The organism is Halomonas cerina (assembly GCF_014192215.1).
GTDB classification, from domain to species: Bacteria; Pseudomonadota; Gammaproteobacteria; order Pseudomonadales; family Halomonadaceae; genus Halomonas; species Halomonas cerina.
In genome coordinates, this window is record NZ_JACHXP010000008.1 from 87,840 (window position 1) to 108,265 (window position 20,426).

Consider the following 20,426-nt stretch of genomic DNA (forward strand, 5'->3'; position numbering starts at 1 on the left):
CCCATCCGGTCAGGCCCCGGATGGGGTGTTCTGCTTTCGGGGCCCCAAAAAGCCTGCCGTTAATCCGGTGCGGCCCGAAACAATCCCTTTGACGCTCATGCCATCTCACGCTATTCACATAACATGGGTTAATGTTGCTGTATCGTACCATCGTGTTGCTGTGAGGTAAGCGCCATGGACGTCTCGATACGCTTGAGTGCGCAGCCCGGTGCGCTGGTGGATCAACTGCTTCCCCTTCCCGAGGTTCCCTCTGCCTGCCTCGGGTTCGATGCCCTCCTCGCCTGTCGCCTGGCCCGAGCCAGAATCAATCTGAACCGACTGGAACGCGATACCGGCTCCCGCGACCACAGCGCCCTGGCAGCGGCACGGGTGGAGTTCGCCCTGGCGGCCCGGGCCCTGGCCGATGACCTGATTGCCCGGGGGCTGCATAGCGGCCGGGACGGCGACTGATCGAACCTCGCGCCGACCCAGGCGACGCGCTCCCCGACCACGGGGAGCGCCACCTTTCAGACCACGGGCGGTCCTTCCCCCATCGCCAGCTGAAGCGCGATGGCGGCCATCATCACCCCGATGGCCGCATCGATCAGCCGCCACGCCCGCGGACGCGACAGCCAGGGCGACAGCGCCGCCCCGCCCCAGGCCAGCAGGCTGAACCACAGGATCGAGGCCGTGCCGGCCCCAGCCACGAAGGTGGTCGCGCTCTCCTGCTGGGCACCGATCGACGGGATCAGCAGCAGCGTATCCAAATAGACCTGCGGATTGAGCAGGGTCACCGCCAGGGTGGCCAGGATCACCGGCCGACGGCCAAGCCCTTCGCCGTCCGTCCCGCTCAACCTCTGACGCCCACTCACCGCCCGTCGCCAGGCCTGCAGCGCCAGCCAGCCAAGGAAGGCGACTCCCGCCCAGCGCAGCGCCTCCAGGGCGCTCGGCATAGCCAGCAGCAGCGCACTGACACCGAACATGCCGACGCTGAGCAGTGCCAGGTCGGTCCCCATACACAGACCGGCCGACCACCAGTGATGCCGGCGACGCATCGCCACCCCCAGCACGTAAGCATTCTGCGCCCCGATCGCCATGATGATGCCCCCGCAGATCACCAGCCCCGTCAGATAGCTTTCCACGTAACCGGCCAGATGACCTTCCAGACCCCCTTCCAGCATCTCCGCGCCCTCGCCTCGTCATCGAATGGCGCCAGCCTAAGCTCCACTTCCTCATGCATAAAAATCATCCTGTTAATATTGTATCAGTTTTGCTTATCTTGAAAACGAAAGCCATCCATCACGAAAACACTGACATGCTCGACTACAAGCTGCTCGAGGCGCTGGCCGCGGTGATCGAATGCGATGGCTTCGAGCGTGCCGGCGAGGCGCTGGGACTGTCGCAATCGGCGATCTCACAGCGTATCAAGGCCCTGGAGATTCGCCTGGGCCAGCCCGTCCTGGTGCGCACCCCGACGCTCGCACCGACACCCGCCGGTCGGAGCCTGCTCAACCATGTTCAGCAGGTGCAACTGCTCGAACGCGACCTGCGCCGGGCGCTGCCCACCCTGGACAGCGCCTCGCCGCGGCTGCGCATCGCGCTGAACGCCGACAGCCTGGTGACCTGGTGGGCCGCGACGGTGGGACCGCTGTGCGAGACGGAGGGCTTGCTACTCGACCTGGTGGTGGAGGATCAGGACGTGGGGCTGAGGCGACTGCGCGACGGCGACGTGGCGGCCTGCCTGTGCGCCAGCCCCCAGCCGATCGCCGGCGCCCGCTGCGTGCGACTCGGCACCATGAGCTACCACCCGCTGGCCACCCCGGCCTACCGCGAGCGCTACTTCCCGGCCGGGCCAAGGCCCGAGGCCTTCCGTCGCGCCCCGGCCATCGTCTTCGGCCCCCATGACCAGCTCCAGCACCGCTTCCTGGCCCAGTGCGGCTATCACGGCGTCTTCCCCTTCCACCTCTGCCCCGCCTCGGAGGGCTTCGTTCGCCTAGCGCTGGCCGGCATGGGCTACGGCATGATGCCGCTGATGCAGGCCAGCGAACGGGTCGATGCCGGCGAACTCATCAGCATCGCCCCCGGCCAGGCGCTGGAGGTGCCGCTCTACTGGCACTTCTGGCGCCACAGCGGAAGGTTGATGAAGCGTCTGACCGACGTACTGAGCCAGGTGGTGCTGACGTGAACAGCGAGACCGACACGACGGCTCAGAAAGCGGCGTCCCGATAGAGCGGACCGAGATCGCCTTGCCAGACACCATGGAACCGCGCGCGCCAGCGCTCGGCGGGACTCTGGCCGGCCTCGACGATCGCCTGGAGCGGACGCAGGTAACGTCGCTCGTCTTCTCCTTGGGCATCGAGCCGGTGGCGACGCCGGAGCCCGGCCTCGGCCAGGCCCAAGGCGCGATGCAGGGCCTCGTGGAAAGAATCGGCCGCGTAGATCCCCGCGACCGGAACCCGCTCGCTGCCCACCAGGCCGAGCCGAGGCAAGGCATGGCGCAGCTCGTTCAGGCGGGCCACGTCGCAGCCTTCCACCAGGGCCAGGGCGCCTTGCAGGGCCTGACGGTCGTAGAGGATCCCCGTCCAGAAGGCGGCCACGGCCATGCTGTGCTCGAGATCCAGGGAGTCGTTGCCCCGCAACTCCAGGTGATCCTTCAGGCGGACATCATGCATCAGGGTATTGAGGTGCGCCGACCAGTCCTGAAGGCTCGGCCGCTCGCCGGGCAGTGCCGGCAGGGCGCCGCGCATCATGTCGGGGAAGAAACGTCCGGCGAGATCGAGGTGCTCGCCGTGGCGCGCCACCGAGTACATCGGCGTCGCCAGTGCCCGGTCCACGTACTCGGCGAAGGAGAGCGCCGGCGATAGCGCCAGCGGCAGGATGCCACAGCGTGCCGAGTCGGTGTGCAGCCAGACATAGTTGCGGTAGGAGGTCATCTCGCTGTCGCGCCCCTCGGCGAAGGGCGAGTTGGCCAGCGCCACCATCACCAGCGGCTGCAGCGCCATGGCCACCCGGTACTTGGCGCGCATGTCCTCCTCGCTGCAGAAATCGATGTTCAGCTGGAAGGCGCAGGTGCGCGTCATCATGTCCTTGCCATGGACTCCCACCTGGGGCATGTAGGCCCGCATGATCCGATAGCGACTCTTGGGGATCCAGTCCACGTCCCGGCGGGTCCACTCCGGCGCGAAGCCCAGGGCCATCACCCCCAGACCCATCGCCTCGGCGATCTCGGCCAGCTCGCGGCGGTACGTCACCAGCTCGCCGTGCACGTCGTGCAGATCTTCCCAGGGCGCGCCGGACAGCTCCAGCTGCCCGGCCGGCTCCAGGGTGATCGCCGACGCGCCGCGCGTCAGGCCGACGAGCCGCTCCCGCTCTCGGCTCGGTCGCCAACCGAAGCGCTGGAAGGCCTCGAGCACGGCCCGGATGCCGACCGGTCCCGCATAGGGCAAGGGACGGTGATCCTCGCGGGTGAAGAGGAATGCCTCGTGCTCGACGCCAATCAGGCACCGATCCACGGCCGTGCAGTGCGCGGCCAGGTCGTCGTAGAGCTGCTGAACGTCGGTGATCTCCGTCATGTCGGGACCTCCTCGACTCTCAGTAAAGCCTAGTCCAGGGCCACGACGCAAAGGCATCGATCGGCGATGGTCACCGTGCCGGGGTCGAGCAGGTCAGGAGGGGGACGCAGACGCGCGTCGCGAGGAGTGGCCCGGCGCGCTGCCCGGGAAGTGACAGGCGGTACCTTCCTGCCGACAATACCCACCTGCGCGCTTCCCTTGCCACAGGATCCCGTCATCATGCCGCTCGCCGTCAGCCTGATCGCCCCTTCCTCCTTCACCGCCCCCGAGGCCGTGGCCGACGGCATCCGTGGCCTGGCGTCGCTGGGCGTCGCGGTGCACTTCGATGAGCCGCTGCAGGCGCCGGACCGCTACCTGGCCGCGAGCCGCGAGCGACGCCTGGCCCAGTGGCATGCCGCCTATGACGACCCCGAGACCCAGGCGGTGTGGGCCGTGCGCGGCGGCTTTGGGGCCGCCCAGCTGGTGGACGGCATCGACTGGGCTCGCCTCGCCCGACGCCCCAAGCCGCTGATCGGCTATTCCGATGTGACCGTGCTGCTCGACCAGTGCCATCGCCACGGCCTGCCGGCCCTCCATGGCCCGGTGGCCAAGGCCGCCGGCGGCCTGCTCGAGGGCGATGACACCCGGCGCGCCGTCATCCACCGCCAGTTCGAGGAGACCCTGGCGCTGATTTCGGGTCCGGCCCCGCTCGACTACCCGTTGACCCCCCATCGAGACACGCCCCCGACGCTCACCGGCCCGGTGGTAGGCGGCAACCTCACCACCCTAGCAAGCCTCGTCGGCACCCCCATGGCCTTCAGCGCGCCCCGGGGCGCCCTGGTGATCCTCGAGGATGTGGGCGAACCCTACTACCGCCTGGAGCGCGCCCTGTGGCAGCTGGTGCACGGCGGTGCCCTGAACGCCGCCGCCGCGGTCTGCCTGGGCACCTTCGAGGGCTGCACGCCCTACGGCGAGACACCGCTGGAGGTGATCGTTGCCGAGACCCTGGCGCCCCTGGGCCTGCCGCTATTCAGCGGCCTGCCCATCGGTCACGGCCTGCACAACCGCCCCTGGCGCTACGGGGCCACGGGATGCATCGCGAACGGACGGCTGCGCATTCCGAGATGAATCACCTTTCCCGGGTATCGGGAACGGTTGCCGATGGCGATCGATTGACAGCCTCCGCCCACCCGCCTAGGCTGAACGCTCTCCTGGGGGAGCCCTTGCGGGCTGAGACTCCGTGGCCGTTTGCCGCGGTAACCCTTTGAACCTGATCCGGGTCATGCCGGCGAAGGGAAGGATGCACCGCACCACGTCCTCTTCTTCCTCGCTCGCCGCCCGCGGCATGCCATGACCCAGCCCCGGGCCTGCCGACACGCCAAGGTAAAGAGGACCACCCGTCATGATGCTCGACCCTACCTGGACAGCCCTGTGGCTGCTGCTGTGCGCTGCCGTCTTCGCCGTGCCCGGCCTGCTCTACGCACGCCGCCAGCGCGACGACCTCGACGACTACATCGCGGCCCGCAACAGCCAGAATACCCGGGCCACCGTGCTGACCCTGGTGGCCACCACCCTGGGCACTTGGATCCTGTTCGGCCCCGCCCAGGCCGCCACCTGGGGCGGCTTGGCCGCGGTGCTGGGCTATGCCCTGGGCTCGATGGCGCCGCGCCTGGTGATGATTCCCCTGGGCCGGCGCATGCGCGAGCTGATCCCTGAGGGTCACGGCCTGACCGAGTTCGTCATCCATCGCTACGGGCGCCCCATGTACGCCTTCACCCTGGCAATCATGCTGTTCTACCTGTTCATCTCGCTGGCCGCCGGCCTCACCGCCATCGCTCACATGGTGACCCTGCTGGCACCGATCCCCCTGTGGCTGACCGCCAGCGTGGTCATGGTGGCGACCCTGCTCTACACCTTCTACGGCGGCCTGCGCGCCTCCATCTACACCGACAAGGTGCAGATGGCGGTGATCCTGCCGCTGCTGGGGCTGTTGCTGGTGTTCGGGTGGCAGGCCGCCGGCGGCATCGCCCCGACCCTGGCGGGGCTCGAGCAGCGCGCGCCCCAGCTGCTCCAGCTGAGCGACCCCGGCGGTCTGCGTGCCGGGCTGACCTTCTTCATCGCCGTGGTGCTCACCGGGCTCTTCTATCAGGGCACCTGGCAGCGCATCTACGCCGCCCGGGACGCACGGGTGCTGCGTCGAGGCTTCTGGATCAGTGGCCTGTGCAATCTGCCGGTGGTGGTGTTGATGGGCCTGTTCGGCCTGGCCTTCGTGGGCCTGGGGCTGGAAGGCGACGGCTCGGTGGCGCTGTTCAGCGTGCTGCTGGCCGAGGTACCGCTATGGTTCGCCCTGGCGCTGATCCCTCTGGGCCTGGCGCTGGTGATGAGCAGCGCCGACACCACCATCAGCGCCACCTCCAGCATCATCGCCGTGGACATGGGCCGGCTGCTGCCCGGGGCCAGTGACGCCACCCTGATGCGCCTGGCGCGCTGGCTGATCGTGGTCGCCGCGGTGCCGGTGACCTGGGTGGCCGCCCAGGGCTACAGCGTGCTCTACCTGTTCCTGCTGGCTGACCTGCTGTGCTCGGCGGCCGCCTTCCCGGTGTTCTTCGGCCTCTTCCATCGCGGCTACGACGGCCGCAACGCCGTGATCAGCACCGCCTGCGGCCTGGTAACCGGCCTGGCCATGTTCCCCGCCCCGGGGGGCGGCACCGCCACCCTGCTGGAATCCTTCCTGCTCGCCGCCCTGGTGCCCGTCGGCGTCTCGCTCGCGTTGATGCGCCTGCTGCCGACACGCCCGGACTACGACTTCACCACCCTGAGCACCCTGGTGCGCCGCTTCGAGAACTAAGCCGGCGACGGCTCAGGCCGCCGGGCGCGCCAGCCCCAGGTGCTCGCGCAGGGTGTGGCCGACGTAGTCGCGGCGGAACAGCCCGCGGGCCTGCAACACCGGCACCACCTGGTCGACGAAGTCCTCGATGCTGCCCGGCAGCGACGGCGGCATCAGGTTGAAGCCGTCGGCCCCGCCCTGCTCTACCCAGTGCTGCATCTCGTCGGCGACTTGCTCCGGTGTACCCACCAGGGTGCAGTGGCCGCCCCCCGCGGCCAGTCGCCCCAGCAGCTGGCGCAGCGTCGGCTTCTCGCTTTCGATGATGCGCAGAATGGTGGCATAGCGCCCCTTGGGGCCGCTGAAGGCCGAAAGCGGCGGCAGCGACGGTACCGGTGCGTCCAGCGCCCAGCCACGGCAGTCCTGACCGATGAACTGGCCGAGCTGGCGCAACGAATCCTCGGTAGGCAGCAGCTCGTCGAGCTCGCGCTGGCGCGCCCTGGCCTCGGCCTCGGTAGATGCCACATAGGTCACCAGCCCCGGCATGATGCTCACCGGCGGACGTCCCGCCGCCTTCACGCGTGCCTGGATGTCACGGTAGTAGGCCTGGGCCGAGGGCAGGTCGTAGGCCACGGCGTAGATCGCCTCGGCGTAGCGGGCGGCGAGATCGCGCCCCGGCTCGGAGGCGCCGGCCTGGAACAGCACCGGATGCCCTTGGGGCGGGCGTGGCACGGTCAGCGGGCCATCCACCAGGAAGTGCTCGCCATGATGCTGGATGGGCCGCACCTTGTGCGGATCGGCAAACTGGCCGTGACGATCGAGGCGCAGCGCATCGTCGGCCCAGGAATCCCACAGCGCCAGCACCGTCTCGGCGAACTCCTCGGCGCGGGCATAGCGCACCTCATGGGGCGGCATGGCCTCCCAGCCGTGATTGCGCGCCTCGCTGTCGAACATCGAGGTCACCAGGTTCCAGCCCAGGCGCCCGCCAGAGATATGATCCAGCGAGGCCAGCATGCGCGCCGCATGGAAGGGCGTGAAGAAGGTGCTGGAGACGGTGGAAATCAGACCGATCCGCTCGGTGGCCCGCGCCATGGCAGACAGGGCCGTCAGCGGCTCCAGGAACCACTGCGGACCGCCGGCCACATTGCTTGCGGCATGGCCATCGGCGAAGAACACCGCGTCCAACTTGCCACGCTCGGCGGTGCGCGCCAGCGCCTCATAGTAGCGGATATCGCCCAGGCGCTCGACGGCCGACTCGGGGTGTCGCCAGGCGGCCTTGTGGTGCCCGCAGCCCATGATGAACAGGTTGAGATGCATGGAGGGGGCCGCCATCAGTCTTTCACCAGGCCACCGTCGACCACTAGGTTCTGACCGGTGATGGCCCGTCCCCAGGGCGAGGCGAATAGCAAGGCGGCGTCGGCGAACTCCTCGGGGGTGGTGACGCGACGCAGCGGCGTGCTGGCAGCGATCAGCTCGAAGACCGCCTCGGGCGTGGCGGCGGAGGCATCGGTGGTGCGCAACAGCCCGCCGGAGATCATGTTGACGGTGATGCCATCGGGCCCCAGGTCGTGGGCGAGCGTACGGGTCAGTGACAGCAGCGCCGCCTTGGCGGCGGTGTAGTCGTGATAGGGCACCACCGGGTTCTGGAAGAGGTTGGTACCGATATTGACGATGCGCCCGACGCCACGCTCGCGCATTCCCGGCAGTGCCGCCTGGACAGTGTTCAGCGCGCCGCGAGCCACACCCTGCAGCTGATGGTCGAGGTGCTCCCAGGTCAGGGTGTCCGGCCCGGGGCGGGCGTCGCCGTTGAACGAGAAGTCGGGCAGGGCATTGTTGATCAGCGTGGTCACCGGTTCGCCGAAGTGCACGCGGGTGGCGGCGAACATGGCCCTCACCGCCTCAGGATCGCGGACGTCGGCCTGTACGGCCAAGGCCCGCTCGGGGGCCTCGGCCGCCAGGGCCTCGGCCGCCTCAGCGCTATTCAGGTAATTGACGACGACACGCGCACCCTGGGCCAGGAAGGCGCGGGCCAGGCAGGCGCCGAGGCCGCGGCTGGCGCCGGTGACGAGAACGAGCTGCTCGGAGAGCGGTAGTGCACTGGGAGAAGCGGTCATGGGACGTCCCCTATGAAGGCGAAGGACGCACGCCGAGCAGGCCGCTGCGCTGACATCCCTTCGCCGGTATGAACTGGATCAGGTTCAACGGGTATCATCTCAGCCCCGGCCTGCGGCCGGGACACCCCGTGTCATGCGCCTCCGACCATAGCCCATCGCCTTCCGGCCAACAAGCACCCACCGCCAGCGCCACGACCACGGCACCGCTTTCAGTCGCGCTCGTTGTCCTCGAGCTGGTCCTGGGTGCGGTGCTCGAAATCGCTGGCATCATGACGCTCGTGGAGTTGCATCGCCGGGTCACCAAAGGTGCGATTGACCATGCGTCCGCGCTGCACCGTCGGGCGGGCGTCGATCTCGCGGGCCCAGCGCTGCACGTGCTGGTATTCCTGCACCTGTAGAAACTCGCCGGCGTCGTAGAGCCGGCCCAGGGCCAGCTGGCCGTACCAGGGCCAGGTGGCGATATCGGCGATGGTATAGTCGTCGCCGCCGAGATAGACCGCCTCGGCCAGGCGCCGGTCGAGCACGTCGAGCTGGCGCTTGGTCTCCATGGTGTAGCGGTCGATCGGGTACTCCAGTTTCTCCGGCGCATAGGCGTAGAAGTGGCCGAAGCCGCCGCCCAGGAAGGGCGCGCTGCCCATCTGCCAGAATAGCCAGTTCAGTGTCTCGGTGCGGCGCGCCGGGTCGCTCGGCAGGAACTCGCCGAACTTCTCAGCCAGATAGAGCAAGATCGATCCCGACTCGAACACTCGGATGGGCTGGGACCCACTGTGATCGACCAGCGCCGGGATCTTGGAGTTGGGGTTGACCTCGACGAAGCCGCTCCCGAACTGATCGCCCTCGCCGATGCGGATCAGCCAGGCATCATATTCGGCGTCCTTATAGCCCCGCGCCAGCAGCTCCTCGAACATCACCGTGACCTTCACGCCGTTGGGCGTACCCATGGAGTAGAGCTGGAAGGGATGCTGGCCCACCGGCAGTTCCTTGTCGTGGGTGGGCCCGGCGACGGGCCGGTTGATGCGGGAGAAGGTGCCGCCGCTGGCCTTCTCCCAGCTCCAGACGCGGGGCGGGGTATACTCGGTCGCTTGGCTCATGCGGTCTCCTGTCAAGCATCGTGGCTGCATACCATCTCGTGCAAAGACATCCTGACCGTACAATCGCGACCTGACAAACGGAAGCCGCCGCATCCTCGATACCGCGCTCGCCCCTACTGAGGGCATCCCTCCCTCGGTTGCGTGACCCACTGTCGCTCTTCGTCTTCGTACAGCGTCACGCGGGACCAGTCATCCCAGGCGAAGCCGATATCCCGCCGATCCCCACTGGCAAGCGCGCGGTGGAAGAAGAACCAGCTGAAGACCACCGCACGCCCGGTGGTGACATGCGTGCGTGGGGAAGCGCTTACCTCGACACAGGCATTGGGGTCGGTGATGTCCACCTCGCGCGTCACGGAAACCATATTCCCATCACTGTCGGTGGCGCTGTAGGTGCAGGTATAACGGCCGGCACGCGTCGTATCGACGCTGGTGCAATCAGCGCTGACCGGCAGGTTGCCGTCCTCAGGATCCGTCGCGGTAGCGCCCGGATCGACAAACGCCTGCCCCACCTCCAGTGGCAGGGGATCAGGACCGAGCAGGGTGATGCGTGGTCCCGCGGGACCCGCGGGAACGCGTGGATGACGTGCGAAGAAGTCCCACGTGATGTCCGGCAGGCTGGGGCCGTGGCGCAGTGACCACTTGCCGTTGTTGCCGTCCTCGCCGCCGATCCAGTAATGACCATGGTCGGTATCCTGGCTGTTCGGCGTCGCCAGGGGCCCTGCATAGAACAGGGTTTCCACCACCGAGCGGCTCCCGGGGTCGCCGTCCGTGGTGAAGGTCTCATGGCGGCAGCCATGGTTCTCGACGAAGAAGGGCGTGCAGGGTACCGAGCTGGCCGAGGCCTGTGGCGCACCGCTGCCGAAGACCGCGAGGTGCGCATCGCGAAGATTGAGCCCGGCCTGCTCGATGACCGTGCAGTCCCGCTCATTCTGGATCACCATCAAAGGGATGGGGTAAGGATCGTCGAGTTCGTCGCGCATGTCGCCGACGACCCGGCTGAGCGCATGAAAGCTCGCCGTACCGGGACACTGGAAGGACACCGAGGTGGCGTCCTCCCCATAGGGAAGCCCCGCGGCACTCGCCGCCGCGGCCCAGTATTCGTTGTGCGTCACCGCGGCCACGACCGCCATCGCGCCGCCCGAGGAAAGCCCGGCGATATAGCGGCGAGCCGGGTCAATCGCGACGCGCTCTTCGACGTCTTGTGCGATACGGTGCAGGTCTTCCGGTTCGCCACGGCCTTCATGCTGATGGTGATCGAACCAGAACCCCCAGCAATTCGGATTGCGCAGGCCGTCGTAGCTGGTGATGAAGGGCGTGACGAGCACGAAGCCATAGCGGTCGGCGGCGGCCGTCAGCCCCCAGTCCTGCAGCACGTCGTCCTCCGTCTGTCGACAACCATGCAGCACCATGACCATCGGAGCGGGAGTGCCCAGGTGGTCGGGGCGGTAGACGCTGTACTCCCGATCGCGAGAGCCCGAATAGCTCTCGGCCTCGAAGGTGAACGTCTCCGTGGTACCGGCGAAAACGCTAACACCGACTGATAAAAGGAGCGCCGCGGCAAGCGAAGCCTGGCCCAGCAAGCGAATACACATGAGGCCATCCACCCGGTAAAAGCAAGGATGAGCCAACTCAGACTAGTACACTTTTTCTCATCGGCATGGTGGTGCTTGACACACTGCGCCGCTTGCGACCATACAGTGAGGAAAGTGACATTCTGGCAGCCCGTCGACGGGTCCGAAGACCACCTTGAAGATAGCACAGCGAAGTAAGGAGGCAGCGAGCACAGGGGTGCCGGGCGGCCCCATCCCTCCCCGCACTAAAAATACGGGGTATCTCGCGGAAAATCTGATGAAAAAATGGATAGGAATGGCGATCGCTAACTGGTTCCGCAAGCCGGAGAACCGTGAGAAGGCCAAGCGGACCGCGAACCGGTGGCTGGACAAGAACAAGAACAGGAAGCGCGACAACAACCCAGACAACGACTCAGGCCCGAACCAGCGGTAACCGGTAGCCGCGCCCGGGGCCAGAGCGGAGGCAATCGAGGTCTGTCCCCGATTGCCCCCGGTTCACACCGGCGGGGCGCGCCACAGGTCGGCGATATCCGAGGGAAGCTGGCCCTCGACATCCTGGCACTCGCCATCGCTGATCTGGTCGCGCACCGTGGCGAAGACCCGGCGCGCCACCGATTCCGCCTGCTCGGGCGTGATATCCAGATCCGCAGCGACCCGGTCGATGAAGGCCTCCTTGCCGAACCGTTGCGGCGCTTCTTCCTTGCCATGGCGGCAGTGCGCCAGCAGTTCCTGCAGCTTCCGGGGAAGCTGGGCCTCCATGTCCTGCGACTCGTCGGGATGAATGCGGTTTTCCAGGGTGCACAATACCGCCGCGGCGGCGCACTCCGCCTCGCCCTGGTCCATGTCGCCGGGCTGGCACAGTTCGTTGATGAAGGTCTTGTAGGAACTCTCGAGGTGCGCCTCATGGCGTTGCTCGCGTTCTCTTTGCAGTTCCTCCTCGGACTTGCCGTGATGGGCCATCGTGAGATCCTCCCTTGGTTGACGGTGGTCGATCCGGCCGCACCGCAACGACGCAACGCGACACCGGCCGTGCGTGATGCATGGCGTTACTCCCAGTGTGGTCAAGATTCCGCTGGAAGCCCAAACCGGGCGAGCCAGGCCCCGCTCACAGTTCCACCGCGGTGTCCAGTCGGTCAGTGGCCGCCCTCGTCAGCACGCCGATCACCACGCCGGCGGCGATGCTGGCATGGCCGCAGGAGCTCACCTCGGCCTCGGGGCTGTAATAGCGATTACCGCCCGGGGGTCAGCGGTGAAGGCAGCGAAGCGATAGAGGGTTCTCGGGCGGTATCCGAGCCGCCTTGACGCGACAGCGTTCCAGGCTCGCCTGCGCAAGCCGGAGGAAATTCGATTAGGCTAAAAGCAAGAGTGCGTATCCGTATCAGGCCCCTACCGCCGTCAGGCGGCACAGCGGGCTGCCGCCGGGGACGACGGCACCGCATGTCGCGATCCCGTAGGCGGTAGCGTGGGAAAGGTCTGGGCCTGGCCATCGCCAAGCCATTGATTGTGTGGCTGCAGCGGCCAGGTACTACAAGATAGCAGGCTGTCTTGCGACAGCCTGCGAAGGGAAGTCCGTGTTGGGGGCTCGCGGCCGCTCAACGGTGAGTCACCTCTCAGAAGGTCTTGCCGTCTTCGAATTTCTCGTAGGAGCCATTCAGGCTGCCGTCGACATTGAACTTCGTCACCACGTCATCCACTACGAGAACCTCCAGACACCGTAGTCGTCCCTCGTCCACATGATCCCAGGAAACGCAGATACTGTCGTCGTTGGCCACACCATAGTAGCCTGATCCAGACCACTCCCCCTTGACTTGCTTACCGGTGAGGACGTTGTCCTCGCTGTAATGGATCCTCATCTTCCTGTCCCCAGACGCGGACACCCAGATACCTGTCTTGCCGACGAATTGTTCGGCAATTTCATCGGCGGTGAGTTGCTGGGCACCGTTGTTAAGCGCCTTCTCCATTTCGGTTTCTGCTGACGCACTGAGCGAAGTGCCTGCCAGCACGACGAAAGCCGCTATGCCGACCAGAGATAGCTTGATGTTCATGTGCAAACCTCCTCGGGTTCCTTGAAAAGAATCTGAAGCCTGAGAGCACCACAACGTTCGGCGCTCCTCGGTCCATGGCTAGAATTAATACTAGTCCAGAGGAGAGCGTTCCACTTGAAGAGCGTATGAAGTTTGATGTTTTTTTCATGAATTTTCATGGCGAAGCTGTTGTAAGAGATGATCTATCGATTCGAAAGGTTTGTCTTCGACCCGGAGGCGGCCAGACTGCTCGATTCCGGCCAGCCCGTCCCGCTTGAGCCCCAGGTCCTGCGCCTGCTGACGTACCTTGTCGAGAACCGGGACCGTATCGTCTCCAAGGACGAGCTGAATGACGAGATCTGGCAGGGGCGCGTCGTCTCCGACGCCGCACTCAACACGCGCATCCGCGCGGTTCGCAGAGCGCTGGGTGACGATCACGTACAGCAGCGGTTCCTGCGGACCTATCCCAAGCGGGGCTTTCAGTTCGTGGCCAAGACCGACTGCCTCGAAGCGGACGACGCCGCCGAGGCCCCGGTCATGGCGCCCCGCGAATCGGCCCTTCGTCGTGCCTGGTTGTGGGTGAGTCCGGCTCTTCTGGTCCTCATTTTGGTGATTCTGAGCGCCGTGTGGTGGCTGGATGAAAGCGAGATTACCGCAACCTCACTGCGGCTACCGGCCAAACCCTCTATTGTCGTCCTGCCGTTCGAAAATCTCTCCGGCGATATCGACCAGGAATATTTCGCCGATGCCTTCACGGAAGACCTGATTACGGACCTGTCTCGCATCCGAGGCGCTTTCGTTATCGCCCGTCGCACCTCCTTTACCTTCAAGGACAATCCAGTAGACGTGAAGCAGGTGGCCGCCGATCTGGGGGTTCGCTATGTCCTCGAGGGAAGCGTCCGTCGATCCGGCGACCAGGTTCGCATCAATGCCCAGCTCATCGATGGCCAGACCCGTCATCACGTCTGGTCGGACCGTTACGACCGCGCCTTGACGGATGTGTTCTCGGTGCAGGACAACGTGACGGGGCAGATCGCCTCGGCGTTGAAGGCCGAGCTTCGAGTGGCGGAGAGTCAGCGACAACGGCCGACGGCGGGCCTCAAGGCCTGGGACTATGCATTGCGAGGTAATGTACGGCTGTTCAATCCCAAGAGCGCCGAGGACTTTCAGGAGGCGAAGACCCTCTTGGACAAGGCCGTGGAGCGTGACCCCGGCATCGCCTCGGCATGGAGCGGACTGGCGTTCGTCCATTTCGCGGCGAGCACGCGCCCCATCCCCGGCGTCTCGGCGCCGAACTCGAAAGACCTGTCTCTGGAAGCGGCACAGCGGGCCATTTCGCTCGACCCGAAGGACGCCGAAGGGTACTGGATGACTGGCGTGGGATATGCCCGTAACGGTCAGCCGGAACGGGGTATGGCTTCGTGTAACACCGCCATGGCACTCAATCCCAACAACGACTGTGCTTATGTGTGTGCCGGATTGGCGAATATGGCACTGGGAAAGCCGGCCGAAGCCTTGCCGCATTTTCAACAATCGCTGCGTCTGAACCCCAGGTTTCGGCCATCCACGAAATATAAATATATGGGGCTTGCTTATTTGCACAACGAACAGGATACGCAAGCCATCACCGCACTGAACCGCGCCATCGCCGGCTCGCCCGATGATCCCATGGCGAACTTTGCCTTGGTGTCCGCTCTGGCCTTGACGGGCCGTATGGAAGAGGCGCGTGCCGCGCTCGAAACCTCCATGACCCTGGCTTACGGCAACCGAACCACGATCGAGACGTTGCGCGCCAGCCACTCCTGGATGGGCCCGGGATTCGAACGCGTCCTCGATGGCCTTCGTCTCGCCGGTCTGCCCGAGCAGTAATCCGGTCGCCACCGGCGACGAAGCGCCGCTTTACCGCCGGCCCGTGGCCCCTACCGGGCTGCCTCGCGAAGCGTCGGATAGCCCTCGATGAACACCCAGCCGGTGTCCTCTGCCGGCAGGTGACAGCCATGGCAATTGCTGAGGCCCTCGCCCTGCCAGGATTCGGCCACGCTCTGCTCGGGACTCTCTTGGGTAAACAGCGCCCAGCCCCAGCCTTCGCCCCAGGCGGCGTTGTCGGGGAAGCGCTGCTCGCGGTCGCGCACCATCACGAACCACACCCCCGTCTCTCCGGCCCACTGGGCATGGCCGGTGGTCATGGAGCCCTCCTCGATGGCATTGATCTCCTTGACCAGGGTGGCGCCGTCGGGCCACTCGCCCGAGGCGAGAAAGCCCTCCACGGCGGCGGGGTCGGCGTAGACATCGTGGACCCCCGGTCCGCTGGCCTCCTCGTCCGCGCGGACGAACCAGCTGCCGAGGTGCACCCAGTCGGTGCGGTAGTCCCGGGGCTTGCTGATAGAGCCCTGGGCATCGACCCAGGGAGAGAAGCCGTCGCCAGCCGCTGACGGCTCGTCAGCGGCCAGGGCCACTACGCCATAGCCCCCCAGCGAACCGGCGAGCAGCGCGGCCAATGCAAGTGTCGAGCGCATGAGAGTGGCCTCCCTCGAGTGGTCTCACCCAAGAAAGCTAGTGCACCCTCGGCAAGGTTTCACCTGTTTCCGCCCACCCTGTTCAGGCCAACACCGCCGCGACGTCGTAATCCAGCCGCTCGAGCCGGGCCTTTACATCCACCTACTCCATGGTTTCACGCTCGGACCGAGGACCGACCGGCACCCTCAGGTGCTGGTAGTCGGTGCCGGCCCGACACATCCCTCGCCTTCCCGGCGCCGGTAGATCCGGATCCGCTCATGGGCGGGCTCGAACCCCGTCACCGCCTCGGGCAGCGCTTCCTTATTGCCCAGCACGACCAGGCCACCGGGGGGCAGGGCATGGTAGAGACGACGGGCGATGTCGCACTGCAGTTCCCGGTCGAAGTAGGTGAACGCCAGGTAGCGACAGGCGATGAGGTGGAAGCGCCGAGCGGGAAACGTCTCGCGGATGTCGCGACACTCCAACTCGACGCCGCGGACGTATTCACGCTTGAGGCAGTAGCGATCATCATCGCGCTCGAAGGCGGCGCGCTTGAGCGGTTCGGGAAGGTCCTTGAGGACGCTTTCCGGATAGCAGGCTCGCTCGGCGCGGGCGAGTTGGTACACCTCGATATCCGAGGCCAGGACCGTCAGGTCGAGCCCCGGGAAGCGAGACTGGAGGCGCTCACGCCAGAGGATTGAGAGGGAGTAGGGCTCTTCCCCGGCGCCACATCCCAGGCTCCACAGTCTCAGGGTCTCGGCGTCCTCCTCCCGGGCGCGCCGGGCCAGCTCGGGGAGGAAGCGCCGCTCGAGCAGCTCGAAGACCCGCTTGTCGCGCCAGAAGCGCGAGATGGTGATGGGCAGGAGGCCGTCGAGCACCTGCCACTCCTCCGGGTGGGTGTTCAGGTACTGCCGGTACTGGCCGACGTCCTCGAGGCCGAGGGTATCCAGGCGCCGCTGTACCCTCCGGCATACCTGGCGACGGACCTTGCGAAACCCCCGCCAACGCCTGTCGAGGCGGGGCAGCGCCCACTGCAGGAAGTCGATGCAGTCCTGATCCTTCATGAGGGGCCGCAGCAGGTCTTGAACTTGCGCCCGCTGCCGCAGGGACAAGGGGCGTTGCGGCCGGGCTTCACGCGATGGACGGCGGGGTTGCCATCGAGATAGAACCAGCCCCCACCCTCGCGCACGAAGCGCGACGACTCCTCCAGCACCGCCCAGCGCCTGCCTTCACGGAAGGTAGCGCGAAAGTGTACCCAGCCCCGCTCGCCCTCCTCGCCGCTCTCGAGCACCTCGAGGCGCTTCCAGTCGGTCGCACCATTCGCCGCCAGCTCCGCCGGGCGGGTGCTCGCGTGCCAGGTGGCCAGCAGGTAATCGGTGAGATCGAGCACGAAGGCGCTGTAGCGCGAGCGCATCAGCGCCTCGGGGGTCGGCGCCGGCTCACCGGCGTGATGGCGAGCGCAGCAATCGGCGAGCGGCCTGCCGCTGCCGCAGGGACAGGCTATGTGGTCGTGTGTCATGGGGGGGAAGCCTTCACTCCGGTAACGACGATCACCATGATACATCACGACTCTCCTGGCCCTGTTCGATCTCAAGGCGTGACGGTCCGGGGAAGATCACGAATGCCGGATTACCGACGTCAGCGGCAGAGGATGGCTGATGTATCCGGCATTCGATGGTAGGGTTACCGATCAATAACGATACGGATCCGCCCGGCTTGACCAGGCCTGGCGGAAACCCGCGGACCCTTCCAGGATCCTTCCTCTCTCATGCCCTCCTTCCCTAACACCTTCCAGTCGGCTACTCGCACCCACGACCCCCTCCTCGATCGGCTCCAGACACCCGTCTGGATCTTCGATATCGAACAGGAGCGGATGCACTATGCCAATGCTGCTGCCGTGAGGCTCTGGGAGGCCAAAACGCCGCAGGGACTCTATGCCCGTGACTTCTCCTCGACGATGAGCGAGGCGACGCGGCGACGCCTGGCGGACTATCTCCCTCGCCTGGCAAAGGGGGAGGTCATCGATGAACACTGGAGCTTCTACCCCGGCGGCCAGGCCATCTCGTTGCACTGTCGCTGCAGCCGGTTCGTCATGAATGATGGGCGAACCGGCATGCTGGTGGAGGGGCTCGAAAGCGACATCTCCCTGGATGCCTCCAGCCTGCGCGCCCTGGAGGCCGTGAGACACACGCCCATGATGGTCTCGGTGTTCGACGGGCAGGGGTGCTTGCTGGTACGCAACCCGGCCGCCCTCGAGGCTCGCCGGGACCTGACCGCCTTTGGGGCTTGCTTCACGGATCACGACCTTGCCGAGCAGATCCTTCAGCAGCTGGAGGGCGAGCCGAGATGTTCCCTGGAGGCGATCATGCGGGTCAACGACAGCGAGCGCTGGCATCATGTCGACCTGTGCCGCGCCACCGACCCCAAGACGGGTCAGCCGATGATCGTGATGGGGGAGTTCGACATCACGTCGCGCAAGAGGCTGGAGACCGCTCAGCTCGTCTCCAAGCGCCAGCTGGAAGTGGTCATCGAGGGCCTCGAGGTGGGCCTGCTTCTCGAGGACGAGAGTCGCCGGGTCATCGTGGCCAACCAGGCCTTCTGCGACATCTTCGCCATCGAGGCGTCTCCCGAGACTCTCGTGGGCATGGATTGCCGGGAGGCCGCCCAGTCCTCGAAGGCGCACTTCACGGAACCGGAGGGCTTCGTGACGCGCATCGAGGAACTCGTCGGGAAAAAGCGCAGGCAGGCCCGCGACCTGCTGGCCATGGCGGATGGCCGTTTCCTGGAACGCGCCTACACGCCCCTGTTCGTCGCCGACCAGTATCATGGCCACCTCTGGGTGTATCGGGACATCACCCAAGAGCGGCGTCAGGAGGCCGACTGGGCCCGCAAGGCCAGCACCGATCCCTTGACCGGGCTGGCCAACCGGCGCTCCTTCGATGATTCCGCCAGACGAGTCGCCAGATCGGTCAAGGACGACGGGGCTCTGGCGGCCCTGCTGATGATCGATATCGATCGCTTCAAGGCCATCAACGACACCCTGGGCCACGCCGAGGGTGACAAGGGCCTGCGACTGCTGGCGGATACCCTGCGACACAACTTGCGCGAAAGCGACCTGCCCTGTCGCACCGGGGGTGAGGAGTTCATGGTGATCATGCCCGGCATGTCCCTCGAGAACGCCCAGGCCGTCGCCCGGCGCCTGCTTCGTCAGATCGCCGAGGCCACGATCGAGGCAGAGGCGCTGCCCTTTCACTTCACGGTGAGCATCGGTGTCACCGGCTTCAAGCCGACCGATGCGAGCATCGAGGCCGTCACTCGGCGAGCCGATGCCGCCATGTACCAGGCCAAGCACGAGGGCAGAAATCGGGTGGCGGTGCGCTGGTGACCGTTCCCGATGAGGGGCTGTCCCCCATCCTCCGAAGCGCACCACGGACGACGCCATCCCCCGTGGTGCGCCGATCGACACGCTCAGCTGCCGCCCTCGGCGGTCACGATCTCGCCCTTCGTCGACCCGATGATGGCGAGCAGTTCCTGGGTCTCCTGATCAGGAACGCCATGCTCGTCGAGTAGCTCCGTGAAGAGCATGACCATGTGATCCCACTCGGCCTCGGTGATATCGAGATGGGCGTGCGCCTCGTACATCGAGCGGCCCTTATACTCGCAGGGGCCGCCGGTGGCCTGACATACCAGCGACGTTACCCGGTACTTCAGGTAGGGCGCCGGTACGCGCTCTCTCGCCTTATTGACCGCCGGATTGGCGTTGATCACGTCATCCACCAGCAGAATATCGATGAAGTCGCTGACCACCACCGTGATCGGGGCGAGGCCCCCCAACCGGTCGTAGAGCGATGCCTCGGTATCCTCCTGGGCCTGGGCCATGCCGGCCGCCATCATCAGGCAAACCGCCAGCCCGACCCCGAGATACTCACTGCGCTTGATCATGATTCCCCCCTCTTGCCTGCCGAGGGCCAGTGGAAGAGGGGCGCACGCCCTTCCGTGTCGAAGCGCCACACGACGGCGGCTGCCGCCTTCACCGCTGGCGACCTCGGCGCCGTGATCGCCGCATCAACCGACGCGGCGCCGTGTGACCTCGGGTGGCTTCCTGGCTCCCCTTCCCTGCAGTAAAGCCGGCGCCGGGAGAACGCGCAAAGTGAGCCCCGCCGGGGGTTCACGGGGTCACGTGTGATCGGGGCGCGGGGCGGCGTCGCTGCCCTGGTTAATCCCCGACATCAGGGTGAACAGCACGATGGGCAGGATGATGAACTTGAGCAGCCGCATCAGCAGCTCGCCCAGCGAGGCCAGCGCTTCGGCGACGCTCGGCCCGCCGACCAGGCCGACGGTTACGCCTAGCACCAGGGCGAGGCTCACCCGCAGGATCAGCGAGGCATCGCGATAGCCGCGCCATAGGGTCATCAGCAACACTGGCATGTCGTTCCCCTTAAAATACCAACGCCGCGGCCCCGAGGGCCGCGGCGTGGATGGCGCGCGTTACCGTGCTCAGGACGTCAGCACATCCTGGGTCTTGTGGGTGAAGTCGCTGGCATCGTGGCGCTCGTGGAGCTGCATGGCCGGGTCACCGAAGGTGCGGTTGACCATGCGCCCGCGCTGTACCGCCGGACGGGCATCGATCTCCTTGGCCCAGCGCAGCACGTGCTCGTACTGGTGCACCTGCAGGAATTCGGCGGCGTCATACAGCCGGCCGAGGACCAACTGGCCGTACCAGGGCCAGGTGGCGATATCGGCGATGGTGTAGGCGTTGCCTTGGCTCATAAGGGC

At 66.2% G+C, this 20,426-nt stretch carries 20 protein-coding genes, 1 pseudogene and 2 riboswitches; of the genes and pseudogenes, 7 read left to right on the forward strand and 14 right to left on the reverse strand.

The annotated features are described in order from the left end of the window. The first annotated feature begins 174 nt into the window (after positions 1-174). On the forward strand, positions 175-450 hold the full coding sequence (locus FHR94_RS09595) for a hypothetical protein (RefSeq protein WP_183325495.1): 276 nt from the start codon (positions 175-177) through the stop codon (positions 448-450). A gap of 56 nt (positions 451-506) precedes the next feature. On the opposite strand, the gene FHR94_RS09600 is transcribed toward FHR94_RS09595, so the two are convergent. Continuing rightward, positions 507-1,160: a LysE/ArgO family amino acid transporter gene (locus tag FHR94_RS09600; protein ID WP_183325496.1), complete on the reverse strand. Its 654-nt coding sequence runs from the start codon at positions 1,158-1,160 to the stop codon at positions 507-509. Between the two features lie 134 nt (positions 1,161-1,294). Here FHR94_RS09600 and FHR94_RS09605 point away from each other — a divergent pair, with 134 nt between their 5' ends. After that, positions 1,295-2,164, forward strand: coding sequence for a LysR family transcriptional regulator ArgP (locus tag FHR94_RS09605; RefSeq protein WP_183325497.1), 870 nt, complete (start codon positions 1,295-1,297; stop codon positions 2,162-2,164). A 22-nt stretch (positions 2,165-2,186) separates the two neighbouring features. Here the strand turns inward: FHR94_RS09605 and FHR94_RS09610 are convergent, their stop codons facing one another. Beyond that, entirely contained in the window at positions 2,187-3,551 is a 1,365-nt protein-coding gene (locus tag FHR94_RS09610) for a glutamate--cysteine ligase (protein ID WP_183325498.1), read from the reverse strand. Positions 3,552-3,770: 219 nt separating this feature from the next. Between FHR94_RS09610 and FHR94_RS09615 the strand changes: the two genes are divergently transcribed. Both FHR94_RS09615 and FHR94_RS09620 read left to right on the forward strand, forming a co-directional pair. After that, a complete protein-coding gene (locus FHR94_RS09615) occupies positions 3,771-4,658 on the forward strand; it encodes a S66 peptidase family protein (protein WP_183325499.1) in 888 nt (295 codons plus the stop codon). Between the two features lie 75 nt (positions 4,659-4,733). Further along, positions 4,734-4,844, forward strand: a riboswitch (TPP riboswitch). Positions 4,845-4,932: 88 nt separating this feature from the next. Continuing rightward, on the forward strand, positions 4,933-6,378 hold the full coding sequence (locus FHR94_RS09620) for a sodium:solute symporter family protein (RefSeq protein ID WP_221188437.1): 1,446 nt from the start codon (positions 4,933-4,935) through the stop codon (positions 6,376-6,378). Positions 6,379-6,390: 12 nt separating this feature from the next. Here FHR94_RS09620 and FHR94_RS09625 read toward each other — a convergent pair whose 3' ends face one another. The 4 genes from FHR94_RS09625 to FHR94_RS09640 all read right to left on the reverse strand — a co-directional run bounded on the left by FHR94_RS09625 (position 6,391) and on the right by FHR94_RS09640 (position 11,151). Further along, a complete protein-coding gene (locus FHR94_RS09625; RefSeq protein ID WP_246389882.1) occupies positions 6,391-7,686 on the reverse strand; it encodes an LLM class flavin-dependent oxidoreductase in 1,296 nt (431 codons plus the stop codon). After that, positions 7,686-8,468, reverse strand: a complete 783-nt coding sequence (locus tag FHR94_RS09630) for a 3-oxoacyl-ACP reductase (RefSeq protein WP_183325500.1) — start codon at positions 8,466-8,468, stop codon at positions 7,686-7,688. Before FHR94_RS09630 ends, FHR94_RS09625 begins: the two co-directional genes overlap by 1 nt. Before the next feature lie 38 nt (positions 8,469-8,506). Beyond that, positions 8,507-8,607: riboswitch (TPP riboswitch) on the reverse strand. 70 nt (positions 8,608-8,677) lie between these two features. Beyond that, positions 8,678-9,559, reverse strand: a complete 882-nt coding sequence (gene yghU, locus FHR94_RS09635; RefSeq protein ID WP_183325501.1) for a glutathione-dependent disulfide-bond oxidoreductase — start codon at positions 9,557-9,559, stop codon at positions 8,678-8,680. 113 nt (positions 9,560-9,672) lie between these two features. Next, positions 9,673-11,151: an extracellular catalytic domain type 1 short-chain-length polyhydroxyalkanoate depolymerase gene (locus FHR94_RS09640; protein ID WP_183325502.1), complete on the reverse strand. Its 1,479-nt coding sequence runs from the start codon at positions 11,149-11,151 to the stop codon at positions 9,673-9,675. A gap of 256 nt (positions 11,152-11,407) precedes the next feature. Between FHR94_RS09640 and FHR94_RS09645 the strand changes: the two genes are divergently transcribed. Further along, positions 11,408-11,563 carry a hypothetical protein gene (locus FHR94_RS09645; RefSeq protein WP_183325503.1) on the forward strand — a complete coding sequence of 52 codons (156 nt, stop codon included), beginning with the start codon at positions 11,408-11,410 and terminating at the stop codon, positions 11,561-11,563. Between the two features lie 62 nt (positions 11,564-11,625). Here the strand turns inward: FHR94_RS09645 and FHR94_RS09650 are convergent, their stop codons facing one another. Further along, on the reverse strand, positions 11,626-12,090 hold the full coding sequence (locus FHR94_RS09650; protein WP_183325504.1) for a DUF2267 domain-containing protein: 465 nt from the start codon (positions 12,088-12,090) through the stop codon (positions 11,626-11,628). A 650-nt stretch (positions 12,091-12,740) separates the two neighbouring features. Beyond that, on the reverse strand, positions 12,741-13,175 hold the full coding sequence (locus FHR94_RS09660; protein ID WP_183325506.1) for a hypothetical protein: 435 nt from the start codon (positions 13,173-13,175) through the stop codon (positions 12,741-12,743). A 177-nt stretch (positions 13,176-13,352) separates the two neighbouring features. Here FHR94_RS09660 and FHR94_RS09665 point away from each other — a divergent pair, with 177 nt between their 5' ends. Beyond that, positions 13,353-15,023, forward strand: coding sequence for a winged helix-turn-helix domain-containing tetratricopeptide repeat protein (locus tag FHR94_RS09665; RefSeq protein ID WP_183325507.1), 1,671 nt, complete (start codon positions 13,353-13,355; stop codon positions 15,021-15,023). Between the two features lie 50 nt (positions 15,024-15,073). Here FHR94_RS09665 and FHR94_RS09670 read toward each other — a convergent pair whose 3' ends face one another. The 3 genes from FHR94_RS09670 to FHR94_RS09680 all read right to left on the reverse strand — a co-directional run bounded on the left by FHR94_RS09670 (position 15,074) and on the right by FHR94_RS09680 (position 17,169). Beyond that, positions 15,074-15,670: a cytochrome P460 family protein gene (locus FHR94_RS09670; protein WP_183325508.1), complete on the reverse strand. Its 597-nt coding sequence runs from the start codon at positions 15,668-15,670 to the stop codon at positions 15,074-15,076. Between the two features lie 186 nt (positions 15,671-15,856). Beyond that, positions 15,857-16,714, reverse strand: coding sequence for a CheR family methyltransferase (locus tag FHR94_RS09675; protein WP_183325509.1), 858 nt, complete (start codon positions 16,712-16,714; stop codon positions 15,857-15,859). Further along, on the reverse strand, positions 16,711-17,169 hold the full coding sequence (locus tag FHR94_RS09680) for a YchJ family protein (RefSeq protein ID WP_183325510.1): 459 nt from the start codon (positions 17,167-17,169) through the stop codon (positions 16,711-16,713). Before FHR94_RS09680 ends, FHR94_RS09675 begins: the two co-directional genes overlap by 4 nt. A 249-nt stretch (positions 17,170-17,418) precedes the next feature. On the opposite strand from FHR94_RS09680, the gene FHR94_RS09685 reads away from it, so the two are divergent. After that, positions 17,419-19,035, forward strand: coding sequence for a sensor domain-containing diguanylate cyclase (locus FHR94_RS09685; protein ID WP_183325511.1), 1,617 nt, complete (start codon positions 17,419-17,421; stop codon positions 19,033-19,035). An 83-nt stretch (positions 19,036-19,118) separates the two neighbouring features. Here FHR94_RS09685 and FHR94_RS09690 read toward each other — a convergent pair whose 3' ends face one another. The 3 genes and pseudogenes from FHR94_RS09690 to FHR94_RS09700 all read right to left on the reverse strand — a co-directional run. Beyond that, entirely contained in the window at positions 19,119-19,592 is a 474-nt protein-coding gene (locus FHR94_RS09690) for a group I truncated hemoglobin (protein ID WP_183325512.1), read from the reverse strand. 234 nt (positions 19,593-19,826) lie between these two features. Beyond that, positions 19,827-20,078: a cation:dicarboxylate symporter family transporter gene (locus FHR94_RS09695; protein WP_343064658.1), complete on the reverse strand. Its 252-nt coding sequence runs from the start codon at positions 20,076-20,078 to the stop codon at positions 19,827-19,829. Positions 20,079-20,147: 69 nt separating this feature from the next. Next, positions 20,148-20,411 (reverse strand): annotated as a pseudogene (locus tag FHR94_RS09700) (glutathione-dependent disulfide-bond oxidoreductase); the annotation flags it as partial. Positions 20,412-20,426: the final 15 nt, after the last annotated feature.

Coding starts and splice junctions, on each gene's coding strand:
- FHR94_RS09630 (WP_183325500.1), bottom strand. CDS start 8,468: ATGACCGCTTCTCCCAGTGCACTACCGCTCTCCGAGCAGCTCGTTCTC.
- FHR94_RS09645 (WP_183325503.1), top strand. CDS start 11,408: ATGAAAAAATGGATAGGAATGGCGATCGCTAACTGGTTCCGCAAGCCG.
- FHR94_RS09670 (WP_183325508.1), bottom strand. CDS start 15,670: ATGCGCTCGACACTTGCATTGGCCGCGCTGCTCGCCGGTTCGCTGGGG.
- FHR94_RS09615 (WP_183325499.1), top strand. CDS start 3,771: ATGCCGCTCGCCGTCAGCCTGATCGCCCCTTCCTCCTTCACCGCCCCC.
- FHR94_RS09600 (WP_183325496.1), bottom strand. CDS start 1,160: ATGCTGGAAGGGGGTCTGGAAGGTCATCTGGCCGGTTACGTGGAAAGC.
- FHR94_RS09620 (WP_221188437.1), top strand. CDS start 4,933: ATGATGCTCGACCCTACCTGGACAGCCCTGTGGCTGCTGCTGTGCGCT.
- FHR94_RS09675 (WP_183325509.1), bottom strand. CDS start 16,714: ATGAAGGATCAGGACTGCATCGACTTCCTGCAGTGGGCGCTGCCCCGC.
- FHR94_RS09665 (WP_183325507.1), top strand. CDS start 13,353: ATGATCTATCGATTCGAAAGGTTTGTCTTCGACCCGGAGGCGGCCAGA.
- FHR94_RS09650 (WP_183325504.1), bottom strand. CDS start 12,090: ATGGCCCATCACGGCAAGTCCGAGGAGGAACTGCAAAGAGAACGCGAG.
- FHR94_RS09660 (WP_183325506.1), bottom strand. CDS start 13,175: ATGAACATCAAGCTATCTCTGGTCGGCATAGCGGCTTTCGTCGTGCTG.
- FHR94_RS09680 (WP_183325510.1), bottom strand. CDS start 17,169: ATGACACACGACCACATAGCCTGTCCCTGCGGCAGCGGCAGGCCGCTC.
- FHR94_RS09605 (WP_183325497.1), top strand. CDS start 1,295: ATGCTCGACTACAAGCTGCTCGAGGCGCTGGCCGCGGTGATCGAATGC.
- FHR94_RS09610 (WP_183325498.1), bottom strand. CDS start 3,551: ATGACGGAGATCACCGACGTTCAGCAGCTCTACGACGACCTGGCCGCG.
- FHR94_RS09695 (WP_343064658.1), bottom strand. CDS start 20,078: ATGCCAGTGTTGCTGATGACCCTATGGCGCGGCTATCGCGATGCCTCG.
- FHR94_RS09625 (WP_246389882.1), bottom strand. CDS start 7,686: ATGGCGGCCCCCTCCATGCATCTCAACCTGTTCATCATGGGCTGCGGG.
- FHR94_RS09685 (WP_183325511.1), top strand. CDS start 17,419: ATGCCCTCCTTCCCTAACACCTTCCAGTCGGCTACTCGCACCCACGAC.
- FHR94_RS09640 (WP_183325502.1), bottom strand. CDS start 11,151: ATGTGTATTCGCTTGCTGGGCCAGGCTTCGCTTGCCGCGGCGCTCCTT.
- yghU (WP_183325501.1), bottom strand. CDS start 9,559: ATGAGCCAAGCGACCGAGTATACCCCGCCCCGCGTCTGGAGCTGGGAG.
- FHR94_RS09690 (WP_183325512.1), bottom strand. CDS start 19,592: ATGATCAAGCGCAGTGAGTATCTCGGGGTCGGGCTGGCGGTTTGCCTG.
- FHR94_RS09595 (WP_183325495.1), top strand. CDS start 175: ATGGACGTCTCGATACGCTTGAGTGCGCAGCCCGGTGCGCTGGTGGAT.